General features: G+C 53.1%; 25 protein-coding genes and 1 other RNA gene. 9 read left to right on the top strand and 17 right to left on the bottom strand.

Annotated elements, in window-relative coordinates:
* Positions 1-160: 160 nt before the first annotated feature.
* The 3 genes from BUB06_RS04770 to BUB06_RS04760 are packed head-to-tail and all read right to left on the bottom strand — an operon-like array spanning position 161 to position 1,735.
* On the bottom strand, positions 161-664 hold the full coding sequence (locus tag BUB06_RS04770; protein WP_039470372.1) for an SUKH-3 domain-containing protein: 504 nt from the start codon (positions 662-664) through the stop codon (positions 161-163).
* A gap of 35 nt (positions 665-699) precedes the next feature.
* Positions 700-1,350: a hypothetical protein gene (locus BUB06_RS04765; RefSeq protein ID WP_039470370.1), complete on the bottom strand. Its 651-nt coding sequence runs from the start codon at positions 1,348-1,350 to the stop codon at positions 700-702.
* 49 nt (positions 1,351-1,399) lie between these two features.
* Complete coding sequence (locus BUB06_RS04760; protein ID WP_039470369.1) at positions 1,400-1,735, bottom strand: DUF2314 domain-containing protein; 336 nt, start codon at positions 1,733-1,735, stop codon at positions 1,400-1,402.
* A gap of 251 nt (positions 1,736-1,986) precedes the next feature.
* Between BUB06_RS04760 and BUB06_RS04755 the strand changes: the two genes are divergently transcribed.
* Positions 1,987-4,389 carry a TonB-dependent receptor domain-containing protein gene (locus BUB06_RS04755; RefSeq protein WP_039470368.1) on the top strand — a complete coding sequence of 801 codons (2,403 nt, stop codon included), beginning with the start codon at positions 1,987-1,989 and terminating at the stop codon, positions 4,387-4,389.
* A 267-nt stretch (positions 4,390-4,656) separates the two neighbouring features.
* Positions 4,657-5,238 carry an NAD(P)H-dependent oxidoreductase gene (locus BUB06_RS04750; RefSeq protein ID WP_039470367.1) on the top strand — a complete coding sequence of 194 codons (582 nt, stop codon included), beginning with the start codon at positions 4,657-4,659 and terminating at the stop codon, positions 5,236-5,238.
* Positions 5,239-5,278: 40 nt separating this feature from the next.
* Here the strand turns inward: BUB06_RS04750 and BUB06_RS04745 are convergent, their stop codons facing one another.
* The 6 genes from BUB06_RS04745 to nudF all read right to left on the bottom strand — a co-directional run bounded on the left by BUB06_RS04745 (position 5,279) and on the right by nudF (position 10,780).
* The gene (locus BUB06_RS04745) at positions 5,279-6,175 is read right to left on the bottom strand and encodes a LysR family transcriptional regulator (RefSeq protein ID WP_039470366.1); all 897 of its coding nucleotides are present in this window, start codon (positions 6,173-6,175) and stop codon (positions 5,279-5,281) included.
* Between the two features lie 40 nt (positions 6,176-6,215).
* Positions 6,216-8,111 (bottom strand): DNA topoisomerase IV subunit B, encoded by a 1,896-nt coding sequence (gene parE / locus BUB06_RS04740; protein ID WP_010297438.1) that lies wholly within the window; start codon positions 8,109-8,111, stop codon positions 6,216-6,218.
* Between the two features lie 84 nt (positions 8,112-8,195).
* Entirely contained in the window at positions 8,196-8,777 is a 582-nt protein-coding gene (gene yqiA, locus BUB06_RS04735) for an esterase YqiA (protein WP_010297435.1), read from the bottom strand.
* Complete coding sequence (gene cpdA / locus BUB06_RS04730) at positions 8,777-9,604, bottom strand: 3',5'-cyclic-AMP phosphodiesterase (RefSeq protein WP_010297432.1); 828 nt, start codon at positions 9,602-9,604, stop codon at positions 8,777-8,779. Before cpdA ends, yqiA begins: the two co-directional genes overlap by 1 nt.
* Before the next feature lie 107 nt (positions 9,605-9,711).
* Positions 9,712-10,143, bottom strand: coding sequence for a DUF1249 family protein (locus tag BUB06_RS04725; protein WP_010297429.1), 432 nt, complete (start codon positions 10,141-10,143; stop codon positions 9,712-9,714).
* Positions 10,144-10,147: 4 nt separating this feature from the next.
* A complete protein-coding gene (nudF, locus tag BUB06_RS04720; RefSeq protein WP_010297426.1) occupies positions 10,148-10,780 on the bottom strand; it encodes an ADP-ribose diphosphatase in 633 nt (210 codons plus the stop codon).
* A 336-nt stretch (positions 10,781-11,116) separates the two neighbouring features.
* Here nudF and tolC point away from each other — a divergent pair, with 336 nt between their 5' ends.
* The 3 genes from tolC to BUB06_RS04705 all read left to right on the top strand — a co-directional run bounded on the left by tolC (position 11,117) and on the right by BUB06_RS04705 (position 14,627).
* Positions 11,117-12,511, top strand: coding sequence for an outer membrane channel protein TolC (gene tolC, locus BUB06_RS04715; RefSeq protein WP_010297423.1), 1,395 nt, complete (start codon positions 11,117-11,119; stop codon positions 12,509-12,511).
* A 270-nt stretch (positions 12,512-12,781) separates the two neighbouring features.
* A complete protein-coding gene (locus BUB06_RS04710) occupies positions 12,782-13,456 on the top strand; it encodes a DUF1190 family protein (RefSeq protein WP_010297420.1) in 675 nt (224 codons plus the stop codon).
* Between the two features lie 10 nt (positions 13,457-13,466).
* The gene (locus tag BUB06_RS04705) at positions 13,467-14,627 is read left to right on the top strand and encodes a glutathionylspermidine synthase family protein (protein WP_010297418.1); all 1,161 of its coding nucleotides are present in this window, start codon (positions 13,467-13,469) and stop codon (positions 14,625-14,627) included.
* A gap of 259 nt (positions 14,628-14,886) precedes the next feature.
* On the opposite strand, the gene ygiD is transcribed toward BUB06_RS04705, so the two are convergent.
* From ygiD to rsmI, 5 genes are all read right to left on the bottom strand, one after another.
* Positions 14,887-15,672 (bottom strand): 4,5-DOPA-extradiol-dioxygenase, encoded by a 786-nt coding sequence (gene ygiD / locus BUB06_RS04695; RefSeq protein ID WP_039470364.1) that lies wholly within the window; start codon positions 15,670-15,672, stop codon positions 14,887-14,889.
* Between the two features lie 176 nt (positions 15,673-15,848).
* On the bottom strand, positions 15,849-16,136 hold the full coding sequence (locus tag BUB06_RS04690; RefSeq protein WP_039470363.1) for a type II toxin-antitoxin system RelE family toxin: 288 nt from the start codon (positions 16,134-16,136) through the stop codon (positions 15,849-15,851).
* Complete coding sequence (locus BUB06_RS04685; RefSeq protein WP_039470361.1) at positions 16,126-16,380, bottom strand: type II toxin-antitoxin system Phd/YefM family antitoxin; 255 nt, start codon at positions 16,378-16,380, stop codon at positions 16,126-16,128. The genes BUB06_RS04690 and BUB06_RS04685 overlap by 11 nt, the downstream gene beginning before the upstream one ends.
* 164 nt (positions 16,381-16,544) lie before the next feature.
* Positions 16,545-16,923, bottom strand: an RNA gene (gene rnpB / locus BUB06_RS04680) — RNase P RNA component class A.
* Positions 16,924-16,948: 25 nt separating this feature from the next.
* Positions 16,949-17,836 carry a 16S rRNA (cytidine(1402)-2'-O)-methyltransferase gene (gene rsmI / locus BUB06_RS04675; RefSeq protein WP_039470360.1) on the bottom strand — a complete coding sequence of 296 codons (888 nt, stop codon included), beginning with the start codon at positions 17,834-17,836 and terminating at the stop codon, positions 16,949-16,951.
* 61 nt (positions 17,837-17,897) lie between these two features.
* On the opposite strand from rsmI, the gene BUB06_RS04670 reads away from it, so the two are divergent.
* The 4 genes from BUB06_RS04670 to dolP all read left to right on the top strand — a co-directional run bounded on the left by BUB06_RS04670 (position 17,898) and on the right by dolP (position 21,632).
* Positions 17,898-19,916: a penicillin-binding protein activator gene (locus BUB06_RS04670; protein WP_039470358.1), complete on the top strand. Its 2,019-nt coding sequence runs from the start codon at positions 17,898-17,900 to the stop codon at positions 19,914-19,916.
* Entirely contained in the window at positions 19,913-20,269 is a 357-nt protein-coding gene (locus tag BUB06_RS04665; RefSeq protein WP_039470998.1) for a YraN family protein, read from the top strand. The genes BUB06_RS04670 and BUB06_RS04665 overlap by 4 nt, the downstream gene beginning before the upstream one ends.
* 188 nt (positions 20,270-20,457) lie before the next feature.
* A complete protein-coding gene (gene diaA / locus BUB06_RS04660; RefSeq protein ID WP_005975525.1) occupies positions 20,458-21,048 on the top strand; it encodes a DnaA initiator-associating protein DiaA in 591 nt (196 codons plus the stop codon).
* Positions 21,049-21,059: 11 nt separating this feature from the next.
* Entirely contained in the window at positions 21,060-21,632 is a 573-nt protein-coding gene (gene dolP, locus BUB06_RS04655; protein ID WP_010296714.1) for a division/outer membrane stress-associated lipid-binding lipoprotein, read from the top strand.
* A 125-nt stretch (positions 21,633-21,757) separates the two neighbouring features.
* On the opposite strand, the gene BUB06_RS04650 is transcribed toward dolP, so the two are convergent.
* The 3 genes from BUB06_RS04650 to elbB all read right to left on the bottom strand — a co-directional run bounded on the left by BUB06_RS04650 (position 21,758) and on the right by elbB (position 24,527).
* Positions 21,758-23,053 (bottom strand): alginate lyase family protein, encoded by a 1,296-nt coding sequence (locus tag BUB06_RS04650; RefSeq protein WP_039470357.1) that lies wholly within the window; start codon positions 23,051-23,053, stop codon positions 21,758-21,760.
* A gap of 89 nt (positions 23,054-23,142) precedes the next feature.
* On the bottom strand, positions 23,143-23,877 hold the full coding sequence (gene mtgA / locus BUB06_RS04645; protein WP_010296708.1) for a monofunctional biosynthetic peptidoglycan transglycosylase: 735 nt from the start codon (positions 23,875-23,877) through the stop codon (positions 23,143-23,145).
* A complete protein-coding gene (elbB, locus tag BUB06_RS04640; RefSeq protein ID WP_039470356.1) occupies positions 23,874-24,527 on the bottom strand; it encodes an isoprenoid biosynthesis glyoxalase ElbB in 654 nt (217 codons plus the stop codon). The genes mtgA and elbB overlap by 4 nt, the downstream gene beginning before the upstream one ends.
* Between the last annotated feature and the right edge of the window lie 251 nt (positions 24,528-24,778).

The raw sequence follows: 24,778 nt of genomic DNA, 5'->3' as shown, positions 1-24,778 counted from the left end.
CGATGGTTACGCTTTCCGGCACGCCATAGCGGCGGTATGTTTGGCGGGAATAGTACCTTATCTGATGAGGTGATGTCACAGGGAACAATCTCACAGAGAACCGTGCTGCGACTCCACATTGTCGATGGCTGATGTGAATGCGTACGATGGGAGAAGGTGGCTAGCGGTAGCGATGAACGCTCGGATGATCTGCGGTAATCGTTTCGCCATACACAGAAATTGATGGCTGGTCTGGTCGCAGCATCGGTTGTCCCTTGCGGCCCAGCAGAATGCGTTCAACGGCAGCACCGAAAGACGCCCCTTCAAACCAGAATGCATCATGGATAAAGCTCATCCCGTAGCAGGCTCCCGTGCTATCCATCAGCAAAGCACCGTGAGAATGGTGGGTTTCACCGACAAGAATGAGCGTCGAGTTCAAAATACCTTGCCACTCGAGTAGCGTTTCATCCTGCTGCAAATCTTCGCTGCCGCCAAAAATAATATCGCCACTGGCACACGCTTCTCCTGCATCGCACTCCCCAACCGTCAGCCCGCTGAACGCGTGCAGGATGGCAGCAGCCGGATGGTTCTCCGGCACAAACGGCGGGATTGGTTGCTCGCCGGCACGCGGCCAGCCTGCCGCCTGAAAAAGTGGAAGAACGGATTCAGGTATTTCAATCGACATCGTGAGTCATCTCGCAGTAGCAGCGAAGGAAAAAGTCAGCGTGTATTTCGCAGTCGCTGACGAATAGCGCGTATTACGCTCATCCTTATCGTGTCATTGGGCGGAGCCAGATCGTTCTGGCTTGCCAGCAGATCCAGAGAGGATGCATCGCCCACGCCACGCAGCGCACAGAATATCAGTAAGGTGTGATGTTCCGCCGTCGCTAGCGGTAACAGCCGCATCAGGAAAGTGCGAACGGCGGTTGCCTGCTCATCGGTCGCCACAACGCTGCCTTTGATGCTCAGGAGTAAGTTATAGGCCGTGGTAAGGCGCCACGCCGTGTCGGGTGCCTGTTCAGGATCCTGCATGACTGCGGGAAAGAAAGCGATCAGCGCATCCACCGCGGCATGAGACCGAAGCTCTTCCAGTAGGCCAATCACATACGCGACATTGTCGGATTCAGCCGCCAACACGCCGAGTGCTTCAATCCCTTCCTCAGCATAAGCGCCTGCAATTTCAGCCCATTTCGCTAACGGAACAACGTGTGTACCGTCGGGCAAGTACGGTGAGTGAGACCAGTTAAACTCAGCGGATAGCCGATTAAGCTCATCGCGTAACCCCGGCAAGCGCGCTTTCGCCGCCGCAAGAATATGCTCGACTTCCAGCGTGTTACGCCGAGCCTTCGACCTAAGTGCAGCAATCTTCATCGACAAATACCCTATCAACCATCAGAACAGCGCACGGATAGCAACACAGCTAGCCATCCTTTCCATAAATGCCAATCACGTGACGAGCCTGAAACATCACAATCTGGCCGCACCGCACGTAGTCACTTCCCGTGGGGTCATTATCTAAAACACCTTCGTAAAACGCGTGATGTTTTTTCGTCACTCTGACCCACATCCTTTCCACCGACAGCGCATCCGAGCCTGCGGTTTTTTCCATACGGAAGATCAACTTAACAAAATCGTCGGGTGCTAATGATTCACGCACCGCGTTGTCTGGAATCCAGAATGAGTCCGGGTACTCGCGGTTAAGCGCTTCGCCATCGTCCAGTTCGTAGCAGTCAGTTTCGTAAGTCGGTAATTTCATTACGCCTCATTGATACATCTCGCATACACCGTCGCGTCAGCATTGATAGCACACATACCGTTTCATTAAGAATTATTCATCATCGTTGCAACAACAAATGATAATGCTTAGCATATTGATAATAATTATCATTTCCACATGATGATTAATGTTATTCGACGTCTTGCATTTCCTTTGCAGACGTTAGCTACCAGCACGCCATGTTTCCCCAACGCCGCTGGCCAGAACAACCCTTATAACAGAGTATCATTATGTTAATTAACAAGAATTTAAATAAAATTCTTCTCACCGGCATCTTGACTGGCGTCGCGCTAAACAGCATGGCAGCGGATAGCACCACGGGCAACAACGCACTCAGCGGGAAGAATCCAGACAGTTCGGCGGCAAAAGCAGGACAGACCGACGACGTGATGGTAGTCAACTCGCCGAAAATCGAGAAAAAAGCGGGTTCAAGTACGACGCTAACAGCCGCAGACATGCAAAAAGAAGGCGGCAACAATTTTGGCACCATCATGCGTTATCAACCTCTGGTGAGCGCAACAGGTTCCAGCGGCGGCAGCAATACAGGGAAAAGTGGCTTCGACCGCGGCGGTTACACGGGCTACAACATTCGCGGCATTGAAAGCAACCGTGTGGCGATCGATACCGATGGCATCGCCCTGCCCAATGCCACAGGCCGTAGCTACGCCAGCCGTGCCGGATTCAATACGTTCGGTATGGGACGCGACTATATCGACCCTTACCTGTACAGCAGCGTCGATATTGAGTCAGGTGTCACCTCCGCAGAAAATACTGTCAACGCACTCGGAGGCAGCGTCTCCTTTCGACCAAAATCTGCCGATAATTACCTGAAAGCGGGCAAGCAGGACTACTTCGGTTTCCAGAGTGACTACGATTCCGCCAACCATGGTTGGCATAATGGCATCACCGCTGCAGGCGGTGATGACGAACTGCGCGGCATTGTGGTGCTCAGCCGCCGCGACGGCCAGCAAACGCGTAATAACAGCGACGAGATCGCCGCTTACCCTGCCAACTGGCACTCTAACGCCATTTTGGCGTCCGGTATTTGGCAGGCTAACGACGAGCATCAGCTCACCGGTACGCTGGATTATTACCATAAAACCAATCACACCCATTATGACTACTGGGGGAGTCTGCCAAGCGGCAACAACACCATTTACGGCACGGCGCAACAGAGCAGCGAGACACGCCGCTGGACCGCCAGCCTGAAAGATCGCTGGACGCCCGTCAACAATACGCTGGTCGATTTGGTTGATAGCCGCATTTACTTCCAAAACAGCGAATCACACGATAATACCTGGCTGCCAGCAACCACGGGGATGGCGGCGGCAGATAGCCACCGAGTCTATTCCGACTACAATGTCACCACCTACGGGTTCGATACCCATATGGTGAAAAGCTGGGATCGCCACGAGTTCAGTTGGGGTCTGAATGCCAGCCAAAGCAAAACAGAGCGCCCGTTCAGGCAATCGCCTAACCAAACGGGTGCGAATAACATCATGCAGCCAGAAGCCGATAGCAACAGCTATACCGTTGGTGGCTTCGTGCAGGATACCGCTACGTGGGATCTGGCGGGGCACGCTTTCTCGGTTGTTCCTGCCGTACGCGCCATTCATCAACGCACCAAACCGACCAATACGGTTCGTCTAAGCGGTGACGGCAGCGTCATCAATGAATCCGATGTCAACAAACTGTACGGTAAAGCCAACAGTGATACGCAAGTCCTGCCTTCTCTGAGCTTCCTCTATGACATCACCCCGACGCTGACAACCTATGTGCAGTACCGTCGCGGCGCGCAGTTCCCGGATGCCAGCCAGCTTTATGGCAGCACCAACCTTGACGCCAACTATGCCGGGCCGTTCCAGTATGCCTTTATCGGCAATAGCGACCTCAAAACGGAAACCAGCAACAACGTAGAATGGGGCTTAAAAGGTGAAGCAACGGAGGGAATCACCTTCCGTACCGCGCTGTTCTACAACACGTATAAGAATTTTATCGCCAACACCCGCTACCGTCGTAGCGCTAACCCCGATAAATTTACCAATGTGCCAAGCAATATCAGCACGATATATCAGGCGGAAAACCGCGATAAGGCTTATATCTACGGCGGCGAAGTCAGCAGCAAAATACAGCTAGGCACCTGGTTCCCGGCTGTTGATGGGCTCAGCACCACGCTGGCATTTGGCTACACCAAAGGCCAATCGCAATCCCGCTACCTCGGCGACCGCTATGTCGACCTCGACAGCGTTGCCCCGATGAAAGCCGTGGTAGGTATCGCCTATGACGATCCTTCCCAACGCTACGGGGCCGCCCTGACCTCCACCTTCCAGAAAGGGAAACAGGCGAAGGATACCAGCCGCGAAAGCTATACCAATGCGGGTAATGCGATCCCCGCGTCTAGCACAGAGTATATGCGGATTCCCGGCTATGGCATGGTTGACCTGACCGCCTACTATCGCATCAGCAAGAATGTGAAAGTTAACGGTGGCGTGTATAACCTGACTGACCGTAAATATTGGGATTATCTCAGCAGTCGCCAGATTGAAACCAACGATCGGCAGGGACAGTATGACCGCGCACTCTCCGTGCAGCCTGGCCGTTCCTTCCAACTGGGTGTGAATGTAGATTTCTAATCCGCATCACTCACGATTCAATAAAAAAGGCGATGCATCATTCAGGCATCGCCACCACTCAGGCAAGAGCGCACACCACGGCTTTCTTGCCTTTTTATTTTCCTCATATGGGTTTCCCCGTAGCATTATTTCAATATGGTGTCTTCTTACCCTTGATTATTGATATTTAGTCAACAGTGTTATGCGCTAGCGCACATTTTTCTGCGCAGCTCTCTGCCCTAGACTACGCCCAACATCTTCGTTGATAACCGATTCGAGAGCAGACCTATGCAGAACATTTTGCTGATTAATGCAGGCAAGTCATTCGCCCATTCCAAAGGGGAATTGAACCATACCCTTACCGATGCCGCCGCCAGTTTCCTTCGCGATAAAGGTCACGACGTCCGCGTGACGGTCGTGGACAACGGCTATGATATTGAACAGGAAATTCAGAACTACCTGTGGGCAGATACTATCATTTACCAGATGCCGGGATGGTGGATGGATACGCCGTGGATTCTGAAGAAATACATCGATGAGGTATTTACCGCCGGTCACGGTTCGCTTTACGCCAGCGATGGCCGCAGCCGTTCGGATGTCAGCAAGAAATACGGTTCTGGGGGATTGTTGCAGGGCCGGAAATACATGCTGTCTCTGACGTGGAATGCGCCGCTGGAGGCCTTCGAGGATCCTGAGCAGTTCTTCCACGGTGTGGGCGTAGACGGCGTATATCTGCCGTTCCATAAAGCGAACCAGTTCATCGGGTTATCCCCACTGCCGACCTTCATCTGCAATGATGTGATGAAAGCACCGGACGTCCCCACTTATCTTGCAAATTATCGCCAGCATCTGGATGAACACTTTTCCTGATCGGCGTTTTACTCGCCTCTCTACCGCTGTGGGTCACGCCTCACAGCGGATTTTCCGTGAGTTTTTCGCTCATAAAATCGAGAAAACAGGTAATGCGCGCCGCCAGTTGGCTATTGCGATAATACACCGCGTAAACCGGCAGGCTGGCTTCCACCGTCTCTTCGGTGAGGATCGGCACCAGCCGCCCCGTCGCCAAATCGTCCCGAATCAGGAAGTTGGACATGCGCACGATTCCTTCGCCTTGCAGCGCAAGCTGACGTAATATCTCACCGTTTGATGCCAACAGCACCGGCGTGATGGGGTAGAAATCCTGAAGGCCATGCCGCAGCGGCCAGTGGTTCAGCGACTCCGACTGAGTAAACCCCAGACAACGATGATCGGCCAATGACTCGACCGTCGCAGGTGTACCATGCTGTTCTAGATAGTCAGGGCTGGCGACGATTCGCAGCTTGCTTGCGCCGAGCGGTCGGGCATGAATGGTAGAGTCTTTGAGCGTACCAATGCGAATGGCGATATCGGTATGCTGCTCAAGCAAATCAATAATGAAATCATTGGTATTGAGTTCAAGAACGATCTTGGGATAGCGGCGGCGAAACTCCGGCACCAGAGGCACAATCACATGCTGCATAAACGCCGAGCCCGAATTAACCCGCAGCCGTCCACTCGGTTGCTCATGGCGCAGCAGCACCTGCTCTTCGGCATGTTCCACCGCGTGAATCACGTCACGAGCGTGCTCAAGAAACATCATGCCTTCTTCGGAAAGCGAGAGACGTCGCGTCGTACGATGCAACAACGTCGTACCCAGCTTATCCTCCAGGCGCCGCAACGCCCGGCTAATGCCCGACGTGGTTTGCCCAAGCTGTTCCGCGGCTGCCGTGATAGAACCGGTGTCGATCACCACCACAAAAGCCTGAAGTTCCTCAAGCGTGACCTTCATAAGCGAATATACCTGCCTCGATGAGGTGTTTACTCAAGCGCTAGACCTCGATCTCCGCCTTATCGCCTTTCTCTTGCAGCCAGTTGCGGCGATCTTCCGAGCGTTTCTTCGCTAGCAGCATATCCATCATCGCCATCGTCTGATCCATATCCTCTTCGCTGATGGTCAACTGCACCAGACGGCGAGTATTCGGATCCAGCGTGGTTTCACGCAGCTGTAGCGGGTTCATTTCGCCCAGACCTTTAAAGCGCTGTACGTTCGGCTTGCCTTTCTTGCGCTTAAGCTGTTCCAGCACGCCCGCTTTTTCCTCTTCGTCCAGCGCGTAGTACACCTCTTTGCCCAGATCGATACGGTACAACGGCGGCATGGCGACATAAACGTGTCCGCCCTGAACCAGCGCCCGGAAATGGCGGACAAACAGCGCACACAGCAGCGTGGCAATGTGCAGACCATCGGAGTCCGCATCCGCCAGAATACAGATCTTCCCGTAACGCAGCTGGCTGAGATCGGCACTGTCAGGATCGATACCGATCGCCACCGAAATATCATGTACTTCCTGCGACGCCAGGACTTCATCGGAGGAGACTTCCCAGGTATTCAGGATCTTACCTTTCAGCGGCATGATCGCCTGGAATTCACGCTCGCGTGCCTGTTTCGCCGATCCGCCCGCCGAATCCCCTTCCACCAGGAACAGCTCCGTCCGGTTGAGATCCTGCGAGGTACAATCGGCCAGTTTGCCTGGCAACGCTGGCCCGCTGGTCAGCTTTTTACGTACCACTTTTTTGGCGGCGCGCATACGGCGCTGCGCGCTGGAAATCGCCAGCTCAGCCAGTTGCTCCGCAGCCTGCACGTTCTGGTTCAGCCACAGACTGAAAGCGTCTTTCACGACGCCGGACACAAACGCGGCACACTGACGAGAAGAGAGACGCTCTTTGGTCTGCCCGGCAAACTGCGGTTCCTGCATTTTGACCGACAGCACGTAAGCACAGCGTTCCCAGATGTCATCTGCGCTCAGCTTCACACCGCGCGGCAGAATATTGCGGAATTCGCAGAATTCACGCATCGCATCCAGCAGCCCTTGACGCAGGCCGTTAACGTGCGTCCCGCCCATCGGCGTCGGGATGAGGTTAACGTAGCTTTCCGTCAACAGCTCACCGCCTTCCGGCAGCCAGAGCAGCGCCCAGTCTACCGCTTCCGTATCGCCAGTAATCGACCCCAGAAACGGTTTTTCCGGCAGCGTAATCAGGCCATTTACCGCCTCGCACAGGTAGTCATTCAGGCCATCCTGATAGCACCAGCGTTGTTCGGTGTTGTTAACTTTATCTTTAAAGATGATTTCCACACCGGGACATAAGACCGCTTTGGCCTTCAGCAGGTGCGTCAAACGGGATACTGAAAAACGGGGGCTGTCGAAGAACTTCTCATCCGGCCAGAAATGCACGCGCGTACCAGTATTGCGACGTCCGCAGGTGCCAGTGACGGTGAGTTCCTGCACTTTATCGCCGTTTTCAAACGCAATGTCATATACCTGACCATCACGCTTAACAGTGACTTCAACACGGGTAGACAGGGCGTTCACCACGGAAATCCCTACGCCGTGCAAACCGCCCGAAAATTGGTAGTTTTTACCGGAAAATTTGCCGCCCGCGTGCAGGCGACACAGGATCAGCTCAACGGCGGGTACACCCTCTTCCGGGTGAATATCCACCGGCATCCCACGGCCATCATCAATCACTTCCAGTGACTGATCGGCATGCAGAATCACATCAATACGGCGCGCATGACCCGCCAGCGCTTCATCAACGCTGTTATCTATGACCTCTTGTCCCAGATGGTTAGGACGCGTGGTATCGGTGTACATTCCCGGACGACGGCGCACCGGTTCCAGTCCGCTGAGTACTTCAATCGCATCAGCGTTATAACTTGATTGAGCCATAGTTTGCGTTAATTCTTTGAGTTCAGTGAATGGTGTTTAACGAACCGCTTTCGGCGATTCGTTTTTCAATGCATATGCGGCGATTCAGTCTGTCGTGAGCCCTAAAAAATTCACAATTGGTGTGAAAAAGTGCTCAAACCCAACAAAGGCATGATTGCCCCCTGACTCCACAGTTTGACGGCAGGCCGTGTAATACGCGACTGCCTGACGATAGTCCAGAACCTCGTCCCCCGTCTGCAACAGCAGCCAGAGCAAATCCGGCGATTCCAGTCGGTCAACCTGCATGACCTTCAGATCGTACACGTGCCGAGACTCTAGCACATATTGTTCACCGGTGTAGGGGTTCTGATATTCGCCCAGATGGTCCAGCAACAGTTCAAACGGCTTCACCGCAGGATTCACCACCACGGCAGGCAGCATAAAACACTGGGATAGCCAGGTGGCATAATAACCACCGAGGGAAGAGCCAACAATGCCCACCGGACGACCGGCCCGCTCCATAATCAGCGACTCCATCATCTCGGCAGCTTCCGCCGGATACGGTGGAAGCTGGGGAATCACCATGTCAATTTCAGGATGCTGTTCTGCAAGCCACGTTTTCAGGGCCGTCGCTTTCGCCGACTGTGGCGTACTGTTGAAGCCGTGCAGATAAAGAAGCGTTGGCATTAGTAACCGTCCGAATCCATGTCAGGCAGGAATTCACTGCCTGAGAGACGATAGACCTCGGTTTCCAGACGGCCATCCGGCAGTAAGTCCAGATAGCGCCAGCCCGGCGCCACATCATCAATCGTGAAGTTAGTGCAGTGCGGTTTGAACTGTACGCAGGTCGACGGCGTGGCCAGCAAGCGGCGACCATGCCAGTCAAAATCCATCTCCTGATGAATATGCCCACACAGCACGGTATTCACCTGTGGATAGCGATCCAGTACCGCAGATAGATTATGCGCGTTACGCAGGCTGTGCTGATCGAGCCAGGTACAGCCGGAAGGATGCGGATGATGGTGCAGCAGCAGCAGCGTAAAGCGGTCAGGCTGACTTTTCAGGCTGCGCTCTAACCATTCAAGCTGGTATTCGCTCAGCTCACCGTGCGGCACGCCGAACACCTGACTGTCCAACAGAATAATTTGCCACTTGTCGCCCAGCAACACATGCTTGGACGGCGCAATACCCGCGTCAGCCAGCGCATCGACCATCGCCGGTTGGAAATCGTGGTTACCTGGGAGCCATACGCAAGGTGCAGGGATCTGCGCAATCCCGCGTGAAAAATGGTGATAGGCTTGCAGCGTGTGATCCTGCGCCAAATCGCCCGTCGCGACGATCAAATCAAACGCATCCTGCCGAGCCTTGATGGCATTCAGCACAGCGTGATAGCTACGATAGGTGTTGATACCCAGCAAGGTTTCATGCTCGCCCGCAAAAAGATGGGTATCTGTTATTTGTAAAATCCTGACTCTGGCGCCACTCGCCACAGGCAGTGTCAACAGGCTTTCCAAATGGTGTCCTTGGTTACGTAAATCTGTCTCAACCCGTCATCTTTCAAATTGCAGAATACGCTGCCTTCCCTTGTTGGCTCGACTGTCGCCGTCCTGCGTCTTGAAATCTATTGGGTATCAAAAACCGGTATCGACATCGAACCATACGCCAAACAATACTTTAGCCAATCAGCAAGAAACTGATTAATTTGATGCTTTTCGTCACGTTGATGTAACTTCTTATTAGGATAATCATAACGTGCTTTGAAACGAAAGATCTGCTGGCTGGCACACACTTCCGCAACCAACGCATCATGATACAACCTAACGCTCATCATTGGCAGGCTCCAATAGCTGACAGTGGGCGCTGTCTGCTTAATTTCCACCAATGAGGTATAGCGAGTAGACTCAAGAATTGTCAGTTGATAGACCGCATTATTGACGTGATAAACCGCGATTTCGCCAACTTCATCAACTTTTGGCAGCAAACGCCGCAATTGCATGAAGTTGGTTTCACATAGCCTCATCATGGCCGGGAAATCCGGAGTATAACGTTTCATAAATTCAATCCACCCACTCACGTTTCAGTTCTTCATGGTGCAACGCCAACCATTGCAAGGCAATGACAGACGCGGCGTTATCAACGATGCCTTCTTCAACCCATTGATAACTTTGTTTACGGCTCACCACATGTACGCGGATATCTTCATTCTCTTCCGCCAGGCCGTGAATGCCTTTCGCCGTACGCGTATCCACTTCGCCTACTAGCACTGCCAGACGCTCACTGGTGCCGCCGGGGCTGGCAAGATAGTTGATTATCGGTCGACAACGGCCAACCCTTAATCCGGCTTCTTCCTCTGCTTCGCGCCGCGCTACCTCTTCGTGGCTTTCTCCCGGCTCAATCATGCCAGCCACCAGCTCAAACAGCCAGGGAGACGCGCTGGTGTCGTAGGCAGCGATACGAATTTGTTCTATTAATACCACTTCATCACGCACCGGATCGTAAGGCAGCAACACCACAGCATGACCGCGTTCTAAAATCTCACGGCTGACTTCACCGCTCATGCCGCCATTAAACAGGCGATGGCGGAAACGGTAACGTTCCAGCGAAAAAAAACCGTCGTACAGCGTTTCGCGTGCAATAATTTCTACATCATCTTTGGTGAAAGTAACCGGACCGGATGCGGAAGACGACATGGCTGTACTCCTGTAACAAGTATTAATGGAATCCGGTATTGTATGGCGGAATCCGCTGTCATTATACTCATCATTGTTTTTGAACGTTTATTAGGCGTGACGTCGGCCAAGTGAGGGGATTCCCACCCATCGCATCACTTTTCGGTGCCTTACTGAACAGCAAAACGCCGCACTGAATCATCCAAAGGGTCAATTTACCTGACCATTTGGACATACTCCGCTGAAAGATGGCACGTTCAGCTACCTTATCCTATTGGCAGATTCTGATAGAATCGACAATTATTCGTCTACAGACAGCGCTACCATAGCGAGATTGCTGCACAACAAGGAATGCAAATGAAGAAATTGCTCCCTCTTCTGATTGGTCTGAGCCTGGGCGGTTTTAGCGCCATGAGTCAGGCGGAAAACCTGTTACAGGTCTACCAGCAGGCAAAAAGCACCAACCCTGATTTACGCAGCTCTGCGGCAACCCGCGACGCCGCGTTTGAAAAAATTAATCAAGCGCGCAGCCCGTTACTGCCTCAGCTCGGTCTAGGGGCCGACTATACCTATAACAGGGGCTACCGTGACAGCAAAGGCGTCGACAGCAACGTCAAAGGCGCTTCACTGCAATTGACCCAGACCCTGTTCGATATGTCCAAATGGCGTGCGCTGACGTTGCAGGAAAAACAAGCGGGCATTGAAGACGTCACCTATCAGACCGCTCAGCAAAACCTGATGCTGAACACGGCAACCGCCTATTTCAACGTCCTACGTGCGATTGACTCACTGTCCTATACCAATGCGCAGAAGCAGGCGATTTATCGCCAGTTAGATCAGACGACACAGCGCTTCAACGTGGGTCTGGTCGCGATTACCGACGTCCAGAACGCCCGTTCACAGTATGATAGCGTGCTGGCAAATGAAGTTCTGGCTCGTAATTCGCTGGATAACGCGCTGGAATCCCTGCGTCAGATTACCGGTAACTTCTACCCACAGTTGGCCGGTCTGAACATCGAGCGTTTCTCTACCCAGAAACCGGAAGCGGTTAACAACCTGCTGAAAGAAGCCGAAAACCGCAACCTGAACCTGTTGTCTGCACGTTTGAGTCAGGATTTGGCGCGCGAGCAGATTCGCTCCGCCGAAACAGGCTATATGCCAACGTTGGATCTCACCGCCTCAACGGGCGTGAGCGATACCCGTTATTCTGGTTCAAGAACACAGAACAGTAACTCGTTTAACGATTCAGACGCTGGGCAGCACAAAGTGGGGATCAACTTCACCCTGCCGCTCTACAGCGGTGGCGCGACTAACTCTCAGGTGAAACAGGCGCAGCACAGCTACGTCAGCGCCAGTGAACTGCTGGAAAGTGCACACCGTTCTGTTATCCAGATCGTGCGTTCATCGTTTAACAATATTTCTGCATCCATCAGCAGCATCAACGCTTATAAACAGGCTGAAGTGTCTGCACAAAGCTCTCTGGATGCGATGGAAGCGGGTTATCAGGTAGGCACGCGCACCATCGTTGACGTACTGAATGCTACCACCACGCTATATAACGCTAAACAGCAGCTCTCTAGCGCTCGTTATGATTACCTGATCAATCAGTTAAACATAAAATCCGCACAGGGCACGCTGAGCGAAACTGACCTGCAAGCGCTGAATGCGTCGCTGGGTCAGCCGGTTTCAACCACGCCAGCCGTAACCGACAACACCGCTCCGCAGGCCACTACCGCCTCGGCGCAGCGTTAATCGGTAGCCGCGTTTACACGCATCAAATACAGGGGAACCACGGTTCCCCTTTTTTATACCCGCGCTTTTTCCACAAAATAACGCGACGGCACCAGAACACAGAAACCGCCTTCTTTCGCAATAAAGCGAAACGTTGCACAACAGAATGTATAGCAACGTAAAGACCCCTCCCGTTACACCTATTGCCGCTTTAAATTCAAGCAGCGTTCCCCTATTCTTAGGCACACTTATTTGTTATTGGCCGTGATGCTTTGCTCTGGGATAAACACGATGAAACGTACAAAAAATATTAATCAGGAAACGTTCCGCAAGGAATGGCGGACGCACCGTCTGGCACCTGTTGCTTTGGCCGTCAGCGCCGTATTTTTCCTCGCGGGCTGCGAGCAAACTGATGAAACCGTCTCCCTCTACCAGAATGCGGATGACTGTTCGTCAGCGAACCCGTCAATGGCAGCCCAGTGCACCACTGCGTACAATAATGCGTTAAAAGAAGCAGAAAAAACGGCACCAAAATACGCCACGAAAGAAGACTGCGTAGCAGAATTTGGCGAAGCGCAGTGTACTCAAACACCTGCACCGGCACAGGCCGGTATGGCAGCAGAATCGCAGCAGGGCGGCGGTATGTCTTGGATGCCGTTGATGGCGGGTTACATGATGGGCCGAATGATGGGTGGCGGCGCTGGTTTCGCACAGCAGCCGCTGTTCAGTCCAAAAACGCCAGCCAGCCCGGCCAATGGTCAGTTCGTTGATGCTGCGGGTAAAAACTACGGCAACGCAACGACAGGTCGATCAATGACCGTGCCTAAAACCGCATTGGCGCCGAAGCCTGCAACCACCTCGACCATCACGCGCGGTGGCTTTGGTGAAACCGTCGCGAAGCAAAACAGCATGCAGCGTAGCAGCGCCAGTTCAAGTTCCAGCTCTTCCCGTAGCATGGGCGGCTGAGGCGTATTGAATGAAGCGGATAGATATTACAGCGCGTCCTGACTGGCAGGAAAAAGCCACCGAATTTGGTTTTCGTTTCCACACCATGTATGGCGAGCCCTACTGGAGCGAAGAGGCTTACTACCAATTCACGCTTGCTCAGATCGAAGAGCTGGAAGAAGCCACAGCAGAACTGCACCAGATGTGTCTGCAGGTGGTGGAAAAAGTCGTCAACAGCGACGCGCTGCTTGCCAAATTCCGTATTCCCAAACACACCTGGGAATTCGTCAGACATTCATGGCGTACCAATCAGCCTTCGCTGTATTCACGCCTCGATCTGGCGTATGACGGAAAATCCCCAGCAAAACTGCTGGAGAACAATGCAGATACGCCGACGTCGCTGTACGAAGCGGCCTTTTTCCAGTGGCTCTGGCTGGAAGATCAAATCAACGCCGGAAATCTGCCGCAGAATTCTGACCAGTACAACAGCATTCAGGAAAAGCTGATCGAACGCTTTGAAGAGCTAAAACTGAATCACGGCTTCGGCTTGCTGCATTTCGCCTGCTGTCAGGATACGGAAGAAGATCGCGGCACAGTGCAATACCTTCAGGATTGCGCGCTGGAAGCCGGTCTGCCGAGCGAGTTTCTGTACATTGAGGAAATTGGCCTCGGTGAGAAAGGTCAGTTTACCGATCCTGAAAATCAGGTGATTGGTAATCTGTTCAAGCTGTATCCGTGGGAGTTCATGCTGCGCGAGATGTTTTCCACCAAGCTGGAAGATGCGGGCGTGCGCTGGCTGGAACCGGCCTGGAAAAGCATCATTTCCAATAAAGCGCTGCTGCCGATGCTGTGGGAAATGTTCCCGAACCACCCCAACCTGCTTCCTGCCTACTTCGCGGAGGATGAACACCCTGAGCTGGACAGCTATGTTATTAAGCCGCTGTTTTCACGCGAAGGGGCGAACATCCAGATCGTCGAAAACGGCAAAGAGATTGCGTCAGCCGACGGCCCTTACGGCGAAGAAGGGATGATCGTCCAGCAGTACCATCAACTACCGAAATTCGGCGACAGCTACACGCTGATTGGTAGCTGGCTGGTGAACGATCAACCTTGTGGTATCGGCGTACGTGAAGATCGCGCTCTGATCACACAGGATCTCTCGCGCTTCTATCCGCATACCATTCTGGATTAAGCATCAGAATATACTCTAAATAATTCGAGTTGCATGGCGGCGGCAAGAGAAGACATCCCGATGAGCTTACTCAGGTAAGTGATTCGGGTGACAAATCTGCCGGGAGCAGATTTGAACGCTGCCAGCAGCGGCCCTTTAGGGCGAGGCCCACGACGGGCCGAGTATTTAAGCGCAGCCAACATACATGCAGCTTGAAGTATGACGAGTATATAAGGCACGGTGAGAACCGTGCCTTACTCATTTCTGCCGCAAAAGCGGATTACCCCACCTGCACCGACAGCATACTCAGCGATCCCATTTCAAGCCCATCGACCGGAATACTGATTGCCTCTTTGCCGTCCCAACCTCCCAGCACATAAAGCAGCGGGAAATAGTGATCGGGCGTCGGGTTGGATAATGCGGCACCGTCATGCTGCATAAAATTAACCAGCGGATGGTCGTCGCCCTGATAAGTCAGGTTATCACGCACAAATTGATTGAACGAGACGGCCCACGGATACGGCTCTGCATCACCGTCCCATTTCACCATCCGCAGGTTATGCACGACGTTGCCACTGGCCACAATCATGAAGCCTTCATCACGCAGTGCCGCCAGCTTGCGCCCTAATTCATAGTGATACGCAGCAGGCTGCGTACCGTCCACGCTCAGTTGCACAACGGGAATATCCGCATCGGGATACATCTTGATCAGCACGCCCCAAGAGCCGTGATCAAACCCCCATTGGCTTTGATCGGCGGTAACGGGATACGGCGCCAGCACCTGCTGGATTCTCGCCGCCAACTCAGGCGAACCGGGTGCCGGATACTGGGTATCAAACAGCGCCTGCGGGAAGCCGCCAAAATCATGGATGGTGCGCGGGTTTTCCATCGCCGTCACGGCCGTACCACGGGTATACCAGTGGGCGGAAACCGCGATAATCGCCTTTGGACGCGGCAGCGTCTCACCCAGCGTTTGCCATGCCTGAGTATACACATTGCTCTCCAACACGTTCATCGGGCTACCGTGGCCGAGGAACAGTGCAGGCATCCGGGAAGTGTTGTTCATAGTCATATCCTCTGAAAGATGTCAGCGAGCGTGCAGCCGCACGCGATGGCCTTACTTTACGCGCTTTATGACACAGAAAAAGTCAGAGTTATGTGATGGAGAACATCAATTAATTTGAAAGGTATAATGCGGCAAGAAAAGATATCGACAAGGGGTTGGACTCATAAAAGACCAGATTAAGCAGAACGACCTTTCGTATCAGAATAAATCTGGCTACCTTCGCGCTTTCCAACGCCCATAACCATCACAGTAATGGTCTCATCCTGGACCAAATACACCAGCCTGTAGCCAGCGGACTTCAGTTTAATTTTATACTGGTCTTTACGGCCATGAAGTTGGGCTGAAGGAACATGAGGATTTTCCAAACGCTCAACCAGCTTTTTCTTGAACTGCTCCCGGACAGGGTGCCCTAATTTTTTCCATTCCTTCAATGCAGAAGGCACAAATTTTAACTTATAGGTCATCGGGCGAAATCTCTTCCGCGTCAGCTAGTTCTGACATCCGGTCATCAACGGTACGCCCCAGTTCGGCATCTTCAGCCAGTTCCATTAAATAAGCGAATACGGCAGGAGGCACACAGTAGAACGCCGGCTCATTCCGGTTCAGTATAGCGATAGTTTCACCTTCAGCAGCCCGTACCGTCCCCATCGGGTCACGTTTCAACTCAGTAATACTGGCGGCTGTGTTAGTCAGGATGTTGAAAGCCATAATTTCATTCACTCAATTCGGTTAGTCAAAGGTGACTTAAACATACTAATAATAGCACTTTTAAAAGCACTCATTATAGTATTTCCTAAGCGTCGTTTTACACTGACCGTTAAGCCGCTTTCTTTCATAAAAAGCAAAACCCCGCCGAAGCGGGGTTTCATGATGAAGGGAGTTGACCGTTAAGCCGGGTTCTGTCGTGGACAGTCATTCATCTAGGCCAGCAATCACTCACTGGCTCAAGCAGCCTACCCGGGTTCAGTACGGGCCGTACCATGTGAACCCCTATTTGGCCTTGCTCCGGGTGGAGTTTACCGTGCCACGAACTGTTGCCAGTCGCGCGGTGCGCTCTTACCGCACCCTTTCACCCTTACCTGATCCCACTTGCGTGGGCCATCGGCGGTTTGCTCTCTGTTGCACTAGTCGTAGGCTTGCGCCTCCCAGGCGTTACCTGGCACCCTGCCCTATGGAGCCCGGACTTTCCTCCCCTCCACCTGTCTCCCCCGAAAGGGACGGCAGTGAAGCGGCGACTGTCTGGTCAACTCCGGCGCGGATAATAGGGTAAATTGCCCTACTTGTCATCCCCCGATTCACCACTATCGCCTTCCTGCTCCAGCCCGTAGCGGTAAAGCGCGTTTTTCTTCACGCCGTGAATTTCAGCCGCCAGCGCGGCCGCTTTCTTCAGCGGCAGCTCGGCACGCAATAACGTCAGCGTGCGCAACGCTTCTGCCGACAGCGCGCTGTCATCAACCTGATGCCCTTCCACAATCAGCACCATTTCCCCTTTGCGGCGATTCTCATCTTCTTTCACCCAGGCCAGCAGTTCGCCCACGGGCGCGCCGTGAATAGATTCCCAAGTTTTAGTGATTTCGCGGGCTAACACCACGTAGCGCTCGGCTCCCAGTACTTCGCTGATATCCTGCAGGCTGTCCAAAAGACGATGTGTGGATTCATAGAAAATCAGGGTGCGGGTTTCTTCTCCGAGCTCACGCAGCTTATCTTTACGCCCTTTCGTTTTGGCGGGCAGAAAACCTTCATAGCAAAAACGGTCAGACGCCAAACCGGACGCGGAGAGCGCAGTGATCGCCGCGCACGCGCCCGGCAGCGGCACCACGCGAACGCCTGCTTCACGGCAGCGTCGAACCAAATGGTAGCCGGGGTCGTTAATCAGCGGCGTGCCCGCATCAGAAACCAGCGCGATGCTTTGTCCTGACTGCAATTTAGCCAGCAACACATCCGCTTTTTGTTGTTCGTTGTGATCGTGTAATGCGAACAGTCGCGCATTAATCGCAAAATGTTGTAACAGCAGACCGGTATGGCGGGTATCCTCTGCGGCGATCAGATCAACGCTCGCCAATACCGCCAGCGCACGCTGCGTGATGTCGCCCAGATTGCCGATTGGCGTGGGGACAATGTAGAGGGTAGATGCAGAAATGTCTGCTTGTTGGTCTTGATTCATTGTTTCATCCGGGTTGCCGATTTAATATTGAGCATCTTTAAAAAAAATCACTGGATACAGTATGCTTCCCTTTCATTTCGTCCGTACCCAGGCAGGGCGTGTTATCCCTGTTTTGTTAGCGGCACTGTTTCTCGCAGGCTGTCCAAGCCATGCACCGCAGAGCCCGCCACCCGAGGTTCAGGGCAAAGCTGACGCATCATCCGATTATTATCTGCAGCAGATGCAGCAAAGCAGCGATAATAACAAGGCTGACTGGCAATTACTTGCTATTCGTTCCCTGCTACAGGAAGGGAAAGCCCCTCAGGCGAGCCAGCAGTTCAATGCGCTGCCAGAAAAATTGAGCGCAGCGCAAAAGCAAGAACAGCAGTTACTCAGTGCGGAACTGTCCGTCGCCCAAAACAATATGGATGCGGCCAAAGCGGCACTGAGCCAGCTTGATGTGGGCGCACTTTCCGATCAGCAGAAACAGCGTTACTACCAGACGCAAATCAAAACAGCACAAGGTCGTCCTTCCATTGAGCTGCTTCGGGCCTATATCGCTCAAGAGCCGCTGCTGAAAGGTGACGAGCATCAGATGAACCTCGATCAGACCTGGTTGGCATTGACGCAAATGTCACCGCAGGAGTCGAACTCGCTGCTGATTAATGCGAATGAAAATGTGCTGCAAGGCTGGGTCGATTTGCTCAATAACTATCAGGATAACCGTACTTCTCCCGATCAGTTAAAAAGCGCGATTCAGGACTGGCAAACCCGCTATCCGCACCATCCTGCTGCAAAAACGCTGCCTACGCAGTTGAATCAGGTCATTAACTATCAGCAGTCATCGGTGAACAGCATCGCATTGCTGTTGCCACTAAATGGTCAGGCGCAGGTTTTCGCCAATGCCATCCAACAAGGCTTTAACGCAGCAAAGAACGGCCAGATAGCCACCGCAGCCGTCTCTGCCCCTGTCGCACCGTCAGCGGATGCCACGCAAGCCGAACAGGTTACCCCACCGTCAGAGGGTCAGAGTTCCCAATCGCCCGCACCGTACAGCGATCAGGCGGTAGCCTCCCCGACGCCTGCACCGGAAGCACAGGCGACCAGCGCTGGGCTGTCCAGCTCACTCCCGGTCAAAGTGTATGATACCTCTTCACAGCCGCTGGCGAATATTCTCACGCAGGCACAACAGGATGGTGCATCGCTGGTCATCGGTCCGTTGCTGAAAAATGAAGTGGATCAGTTGGCGAACAGTCAGTCACCGCTGAATATTTTGGCGTTGAACCAGCCGGAACACGTCGAAAATAGCCCTAACATCTGCTATTTCGCCCTCTCTCCAGAGGATGAAGCCCGAGACGCGGCAAAATTTATCCATCAGCAGGGTAAACAGCAGCCGCTGGTCTTAGCCCCTCGCGGTGCGCTGGGCGACCGTATCATCAACGCCTTCGCGCAGGCCTGGAACCAGCAAAGCGGCACCAGCTCGCTGCAACAGCGCTTTGGCAACACGGCGGAATTAAAGCAGGCCATCAATAGTGGCGCGGGCTTAAGCCTGAGCGGTCAACCCGTTAACGTGTCGCAGCAGCAGGCACCGTCGGGCACCACTATCGGCGGCTTAACCATCCCCTCTCAGGTTCAGCCTACGTCCACTTCATCCGTCAGCGGTAATATCGATGCGGTCTATATCATCGCAACGCCAGATGAATTGGCGCTGATTAAGCCGATGATTGATATGCGCACCACGTCACGCGCACGTCCGGCGCTCTACGCCAGCTCACGTAGCTTCCAGGCAGGCTTAGGCCCTGACTTCCGTCTCGAAATGGAAGGGTTGCAGTTCAGCGATATTCCGCTGTTAGCCGGCGCTAACCCGGCGTTGATGCAGCAGGTCAGCAGCCAGTTTAAAAACGATTACTCGTTAGTCCGCCTGTATGCGATGGGGATGGATGCCTGGACGCTCGCCAGCCACTTCGGTGAAATGCGCCAGATTCCAGGACACCAAATTCCTGGGGCAACAGGAATGCTGAGTTCAGGGCCGGATTGCACCATCAATCGACAGCTAACCTGGCAGCAATATCGTCAGGGCCAACTGGTGCCCGTTCTCTGAATCAGCGAGCGGCTGGCGCAGTTTACGAACAACAAGCCCGGCGTTATCTTGAACGCGCGGGCCTGACCTTCACCGCGGCGAATGTTACGCTACGCGGCGGTGAACTGGATTTGATCATGCGCGATCGCCATATTTGGGTGTTTGTTGAAGTGCGCTATCGGCGCAACGCCCATTTTGGCGATGCAGCAGCCAGCGTCACCCGACGCAAACAGCAGCGGTTGTTGCACGCCGCCGCCGTGTGGTTGGCGCAGCGAGGTGCCAGCTTTGACACAGTGGATTGCCGTTTTGACGTGCTGGCAATTACGGGCGAACAGTTCGACTGGCTCCCTAACGCCTTCACCGCACAGGGATAACATTTTTATACCCTAAATAATTCAAGTTTCAGGCAGGCGGCAAGAGAAGGAATCCCGATGAACTTACTCAGGTAAGTGATTCGGGTGACTAAACGTAGCCAACGCACATGCAACTCGAAGTATGACGGGTATCCCACTCTGGGATAGCCCATCCTTGATGGACTTCAATTTACGTAGGTTAATTCAACGTGCTGGATAGAATAAAAGTTTGTTTTACCGAGAGTATTCAAACGCAGATTGCAGCGGCAGAAGCCTTGCCAGACGCCATTTCCCGCGGCGCGATTGCGATGGTGCAGTCTCTGCTAAACGGCAACAAAATTCTGTGCTGTGGTAACGGAACATCGGCAGCCAATTCACAGCATTTTGCCGCCAGCATGATTAACCGCTTTGAAGCAGAGCGCCCAAGCTTACCGGCTATCGCACTTAATGCGGATAATGTGGTCTTAACTGCGATAGCCAATGACCGTTTGCATGAAGAGGTCTATGCCAAACAAGTCAGAGCGTTAGGTCAGGCTGGCGACGTACTACTGGCAATTTCAACCCGTGGTAACAGTCGCGATATTGTTAAAGCCGTAGAGTCTGCTGTTACCCGCGACATGACGATTGTCGCTCTGACCGGCTACGATGGCGGAGAACTGGCCGGGCTGCTCGGGCCTCAGGATGTGGAAATTCGCATTCCGTCACACCGCAGCGCTCGTATTCAGGAAATGCACATGCTGACAGTAAATTGCCTGTGCGATTTAATTGATAACACACTTTTTCCACACCAGAACGATTGAAGGAGCACTACATGAGGATAAGTTCTGCATTTGCCGTGCTGTCTATCGCCCTGCTGCTACAAGGCTGTGTCGGGGTTGTTGCTGTTGGCAGTGCTGTGGCAACCAAAACGGCCACGGACCCGCGTACCGTAGGCACGCAGGTTGACGATGGCACACTGGAAGTCCGCGTGACGAATGCAATCAGCAAAGACGAGCAACTGAAAAAAGAGGCCCGTATCGTTGCAACAGCTTATCAGGGGAAAGTATTGTTAACAGGGCAAGCACCGAGCACAGAAATGGCAAGCCGGGCTAAGCAAATCGCCCTCGGCGTGGAAGGCGCAGCCGAAGTCTACAACGAAATACGCCAAGGTACGCCGGTTTCAATGGGAACCGCCTCCATGGATACCTGGATCACCACCAAAGTGCGCTCACAGATCCTGGCGAGCGACACAGTTAAATCCTCTAACGTCAAAGTCACAACGGAAAACGGCGAAGTCTTCCTGTTAGGTCTGGTGACACAGCGTGAAGGCACCTCCGCCGCAGAAATCGCCAGTAAAGTTGGCGGCGTGAAGCATGTAACGACGGCCTTCACCTACCTGCAATAACGCGCTTTTTTCTTTAAAAAACAAAAAACCGCTGATGACGACATCAGCGGTTTTTTTATCTCTGCGCTTTTTATCCCAGTTCAGGGACGTATATCTTTGCCCGATGAGACCGGGGCTCAAGAAAATTATGGCGTAACAGAATTAAGCAGCCAGAGCGCACGGCGGGTTTCAACGCTGATATGACTCGGTTCTTTATCACGCACGCCAGCCTCACCGGTAAGCAATTCCGCAAAGCCCGCCTGCTTGATTTGCGCCTGATAACGCGGCGTTTTCAAGCCACGTTCTGCCTGTAATAGCAGCGGGATAAGGCGGCTGCTTTGCCTGTCCATCGTCTTGCGCGGCCACGCTTTATTTTCATCCAGATACGGTGCCATAAAATCCAGCGCCTTTATCACACTGCTTCCCGTCGGCGTTTGGTACTGCCAGATATTCTCCCCGACGCGGGAAGCCAGCATCGCCATATCCGTTATCGCCTGAAGGTTGAAGTAGCTGTAATGGAAAGAACGGGTACGCGCCAGCTCTTCCGGCTGAGCGCCATCTGGTTGCAGTTGGTGATCCAATTTCTCCCGCTGCAATTGCGCCATGGACTTCACTACGTCGATTTCCCCCAGATACCAGGCGATCCCCGCAACCTGTACGGTATACCAGCTACCGTGGTTATTCTGGGCCGTTGCCTCTTTTTTCCCCAGTTTGCTGGTTTGCAGCCAGTGCAGATAATCGCTCATCCATTTCTGCATCTGCTGTTCATCCTGCGTCGTCCAGCCCGGAGCCTGACGCAGCATAATCAGCGAATCGACAATGCGGGTGGAAAAATAGCGCCCGTCCAGCACGCCTGAGCCCCTGCCCGGCGCGATGCCCGGCACACCCTGCGCAAAGTCGAGATTAGGGTTCATACGCGTAGCGGGGTCGATAAACCAGGTACGGATCATCGACATGGCTTTATCGGCATAAGCCTGTTTGCCAGAGAAATACCACGCCAGCGTCAACGCCTGCGTTTGGGCGGTAAATTTCGCCAGCCGAACACCGTCAGTCTCTTCATCCTTGCTGGCAGGGTTTACCTGCCCATCACGACGAATCCAAGGCAAACCATCAGCTTTGTCGGGATCGGGCCACCAGTAGGCGCTGAGGCTCAAATAATCATGCTTTGAACCACTGGGTGGCGTGGATTTCTTTTCCGTCACGCTAGGGTTATCACTTTTCAGTGCGCGATCGGCTTCCGAAATAAGCTGCTCGTACGCCATTCGCGTCTGCGGCTTTTCCGTTTTCTGCTGTAACTGCTGTTTTACCGAGGATAGCGGAGGCTGCTGCAAGAAGGCGTAGGGATTATCGGGGGGTGAAGCTTTAGGCTCCGCGTCCGCACGGGCAACAGAAGCCACACAACACAATGCAACCAGTAAACCTGACCAATAACGTAACCGCATACTTTCTCCTAATGTCGAAAACACGACCGTTAACGCGAAAATTCCTCGGTATACTAAACGAACAAGGCGAATTAATTCAGATTGTTACCTCACAACAGATCGTTATCTCGCAAAAATGCGTCGCCGCCCATCTGTCGCATCTGGCGTAAAATCCACTGCTGGCGTTGAATCACGTAGCCGGAGGGCGCATTTGCACGAAAGCGAATCGGGTTTGGCAGCACCGCCGCCAACAAAGCGGATTCGCTTGCCGTCAGCCTGCTGGCCGATTTATTGAAATAACGTCTGGCAGCCGCTTCCACGCCAAAAATCCCGGGGCCAAATTCGGCGATATTCAGATACACGGTCAGAATCCGCCGTTTCGTCCAGACCAGCTCAACCCCGGTGGTAATACCTGCCTCAAGCCCCTTGCGCACCCAGCTACGCCCATCCCACAGGAACAGGTTCTTCACCATCTGCTGTGACAGCGTAGACGCACCGCGAATCCGCTGCGTGTTGCGCTCGTTGTGCTTCAATGCCTGACCAATCGCATCAAGATCGAAGCCCCAGTGCTGAGGGAATTTTTGGTCTTCCGCCGCTATCACCGCCAGCGCCATTTCCGGTGCAATATCGTCCATCGCAACCCAGTCCGAATGGGCAACGTAGGAGAATTCGCCTTTCAACCATGCGCTGATCTGCCTGTCGACCATCACCGCAGAGAACGGTACGGGCAGGAAGGAAAACAACACAATGCCTGCCAGCCACGCACCGATGACGACCAACACACTCCGAACAATCAGGCGCTTCAGCCACGTGAGTAAGCCTCCACGCCCTCGGTTCCACCTCATTCGGTGAGATCCAATACGCGGGCAACGAGCTTATCAATGCCTTTTGCCGCTTCGCTGATGGAGTTAGCCAGCATATAGGCTGGTGTCGTCACGATTTTATGTTCCTCATCAACCACGATATCATCGACCGGACAAACAACGTGGATACCGCCCATCTCCTCAACGGCCTCAGCGGTATCAATATCGTTACCAATGGTTACGCGAACAGGTACACCCAAAATCGTCGGCAGCAGCGCAGGTGAGATGCAAATAAAACCAATTGGTTTATTTTGCTTATAAATTTCCTGTGTGAGCAATTGCAGCGTTTCATCAATCTGACACGCCGTTCCTTGCGTTGCGAAGTCACTTAAATTTTTCGCAGCGCCAAAACCACCCGGCACAATCAGTGCATCTAAGTCTTGTGCATTCGCGGTAGAAAGCGGCTGGATTTTTCCTCTGGCGATCCGTGCTGATTCTGCTAAAACGTTGCGATTCTCACCAGTTACGTCACCCGTGAGGTGATTAACCACCTGTAATTGTGGCTTATCTGGCGCAAAGCAAACCGCTTGTGCGCCCGCGCGATCCAGCGCAAGTAACGTCAATACGGCTTCATGAATCTCGGAACCGTCATAAACACCACAGCCACTAAGGACAATGCCGACTCGTTTCATCATCTTTTCCTTCATTTCATTACATCAACTAATTGATTTTTTAATTGACAAACACTAATCTACATCACACATTTTAATGATTCTTGTAACAAAGATTTCTACATTTGCTATTTTGTTGCTTGATGAAGATGTACAGTAGCGAGGTTTTAGTCGCTGTTGTAAATTGTACTAGTAAGAACGTTGGTAGTAAGAACATAGTTAAGACACGAATATCCGCACTTGCGAGTTTACAAACCCTGAGATCTAAATGC

This window comes from Pectobacterium carotovorum (assembly GCF_900129615.1).
Classification (GTDB): domain Bacteria; phylum Pseudomonadota; class Gammaproteobacteria; order Enterobacterales; family Enterobacteriaceae; genus Pectobacterium; species Pectobacterium carotovorum.
The sequence above is the reverse complement of the archived record's forward strand: the minus strand, read 5'-3'. Positions and strand labels throughout refer to the sequence as shown.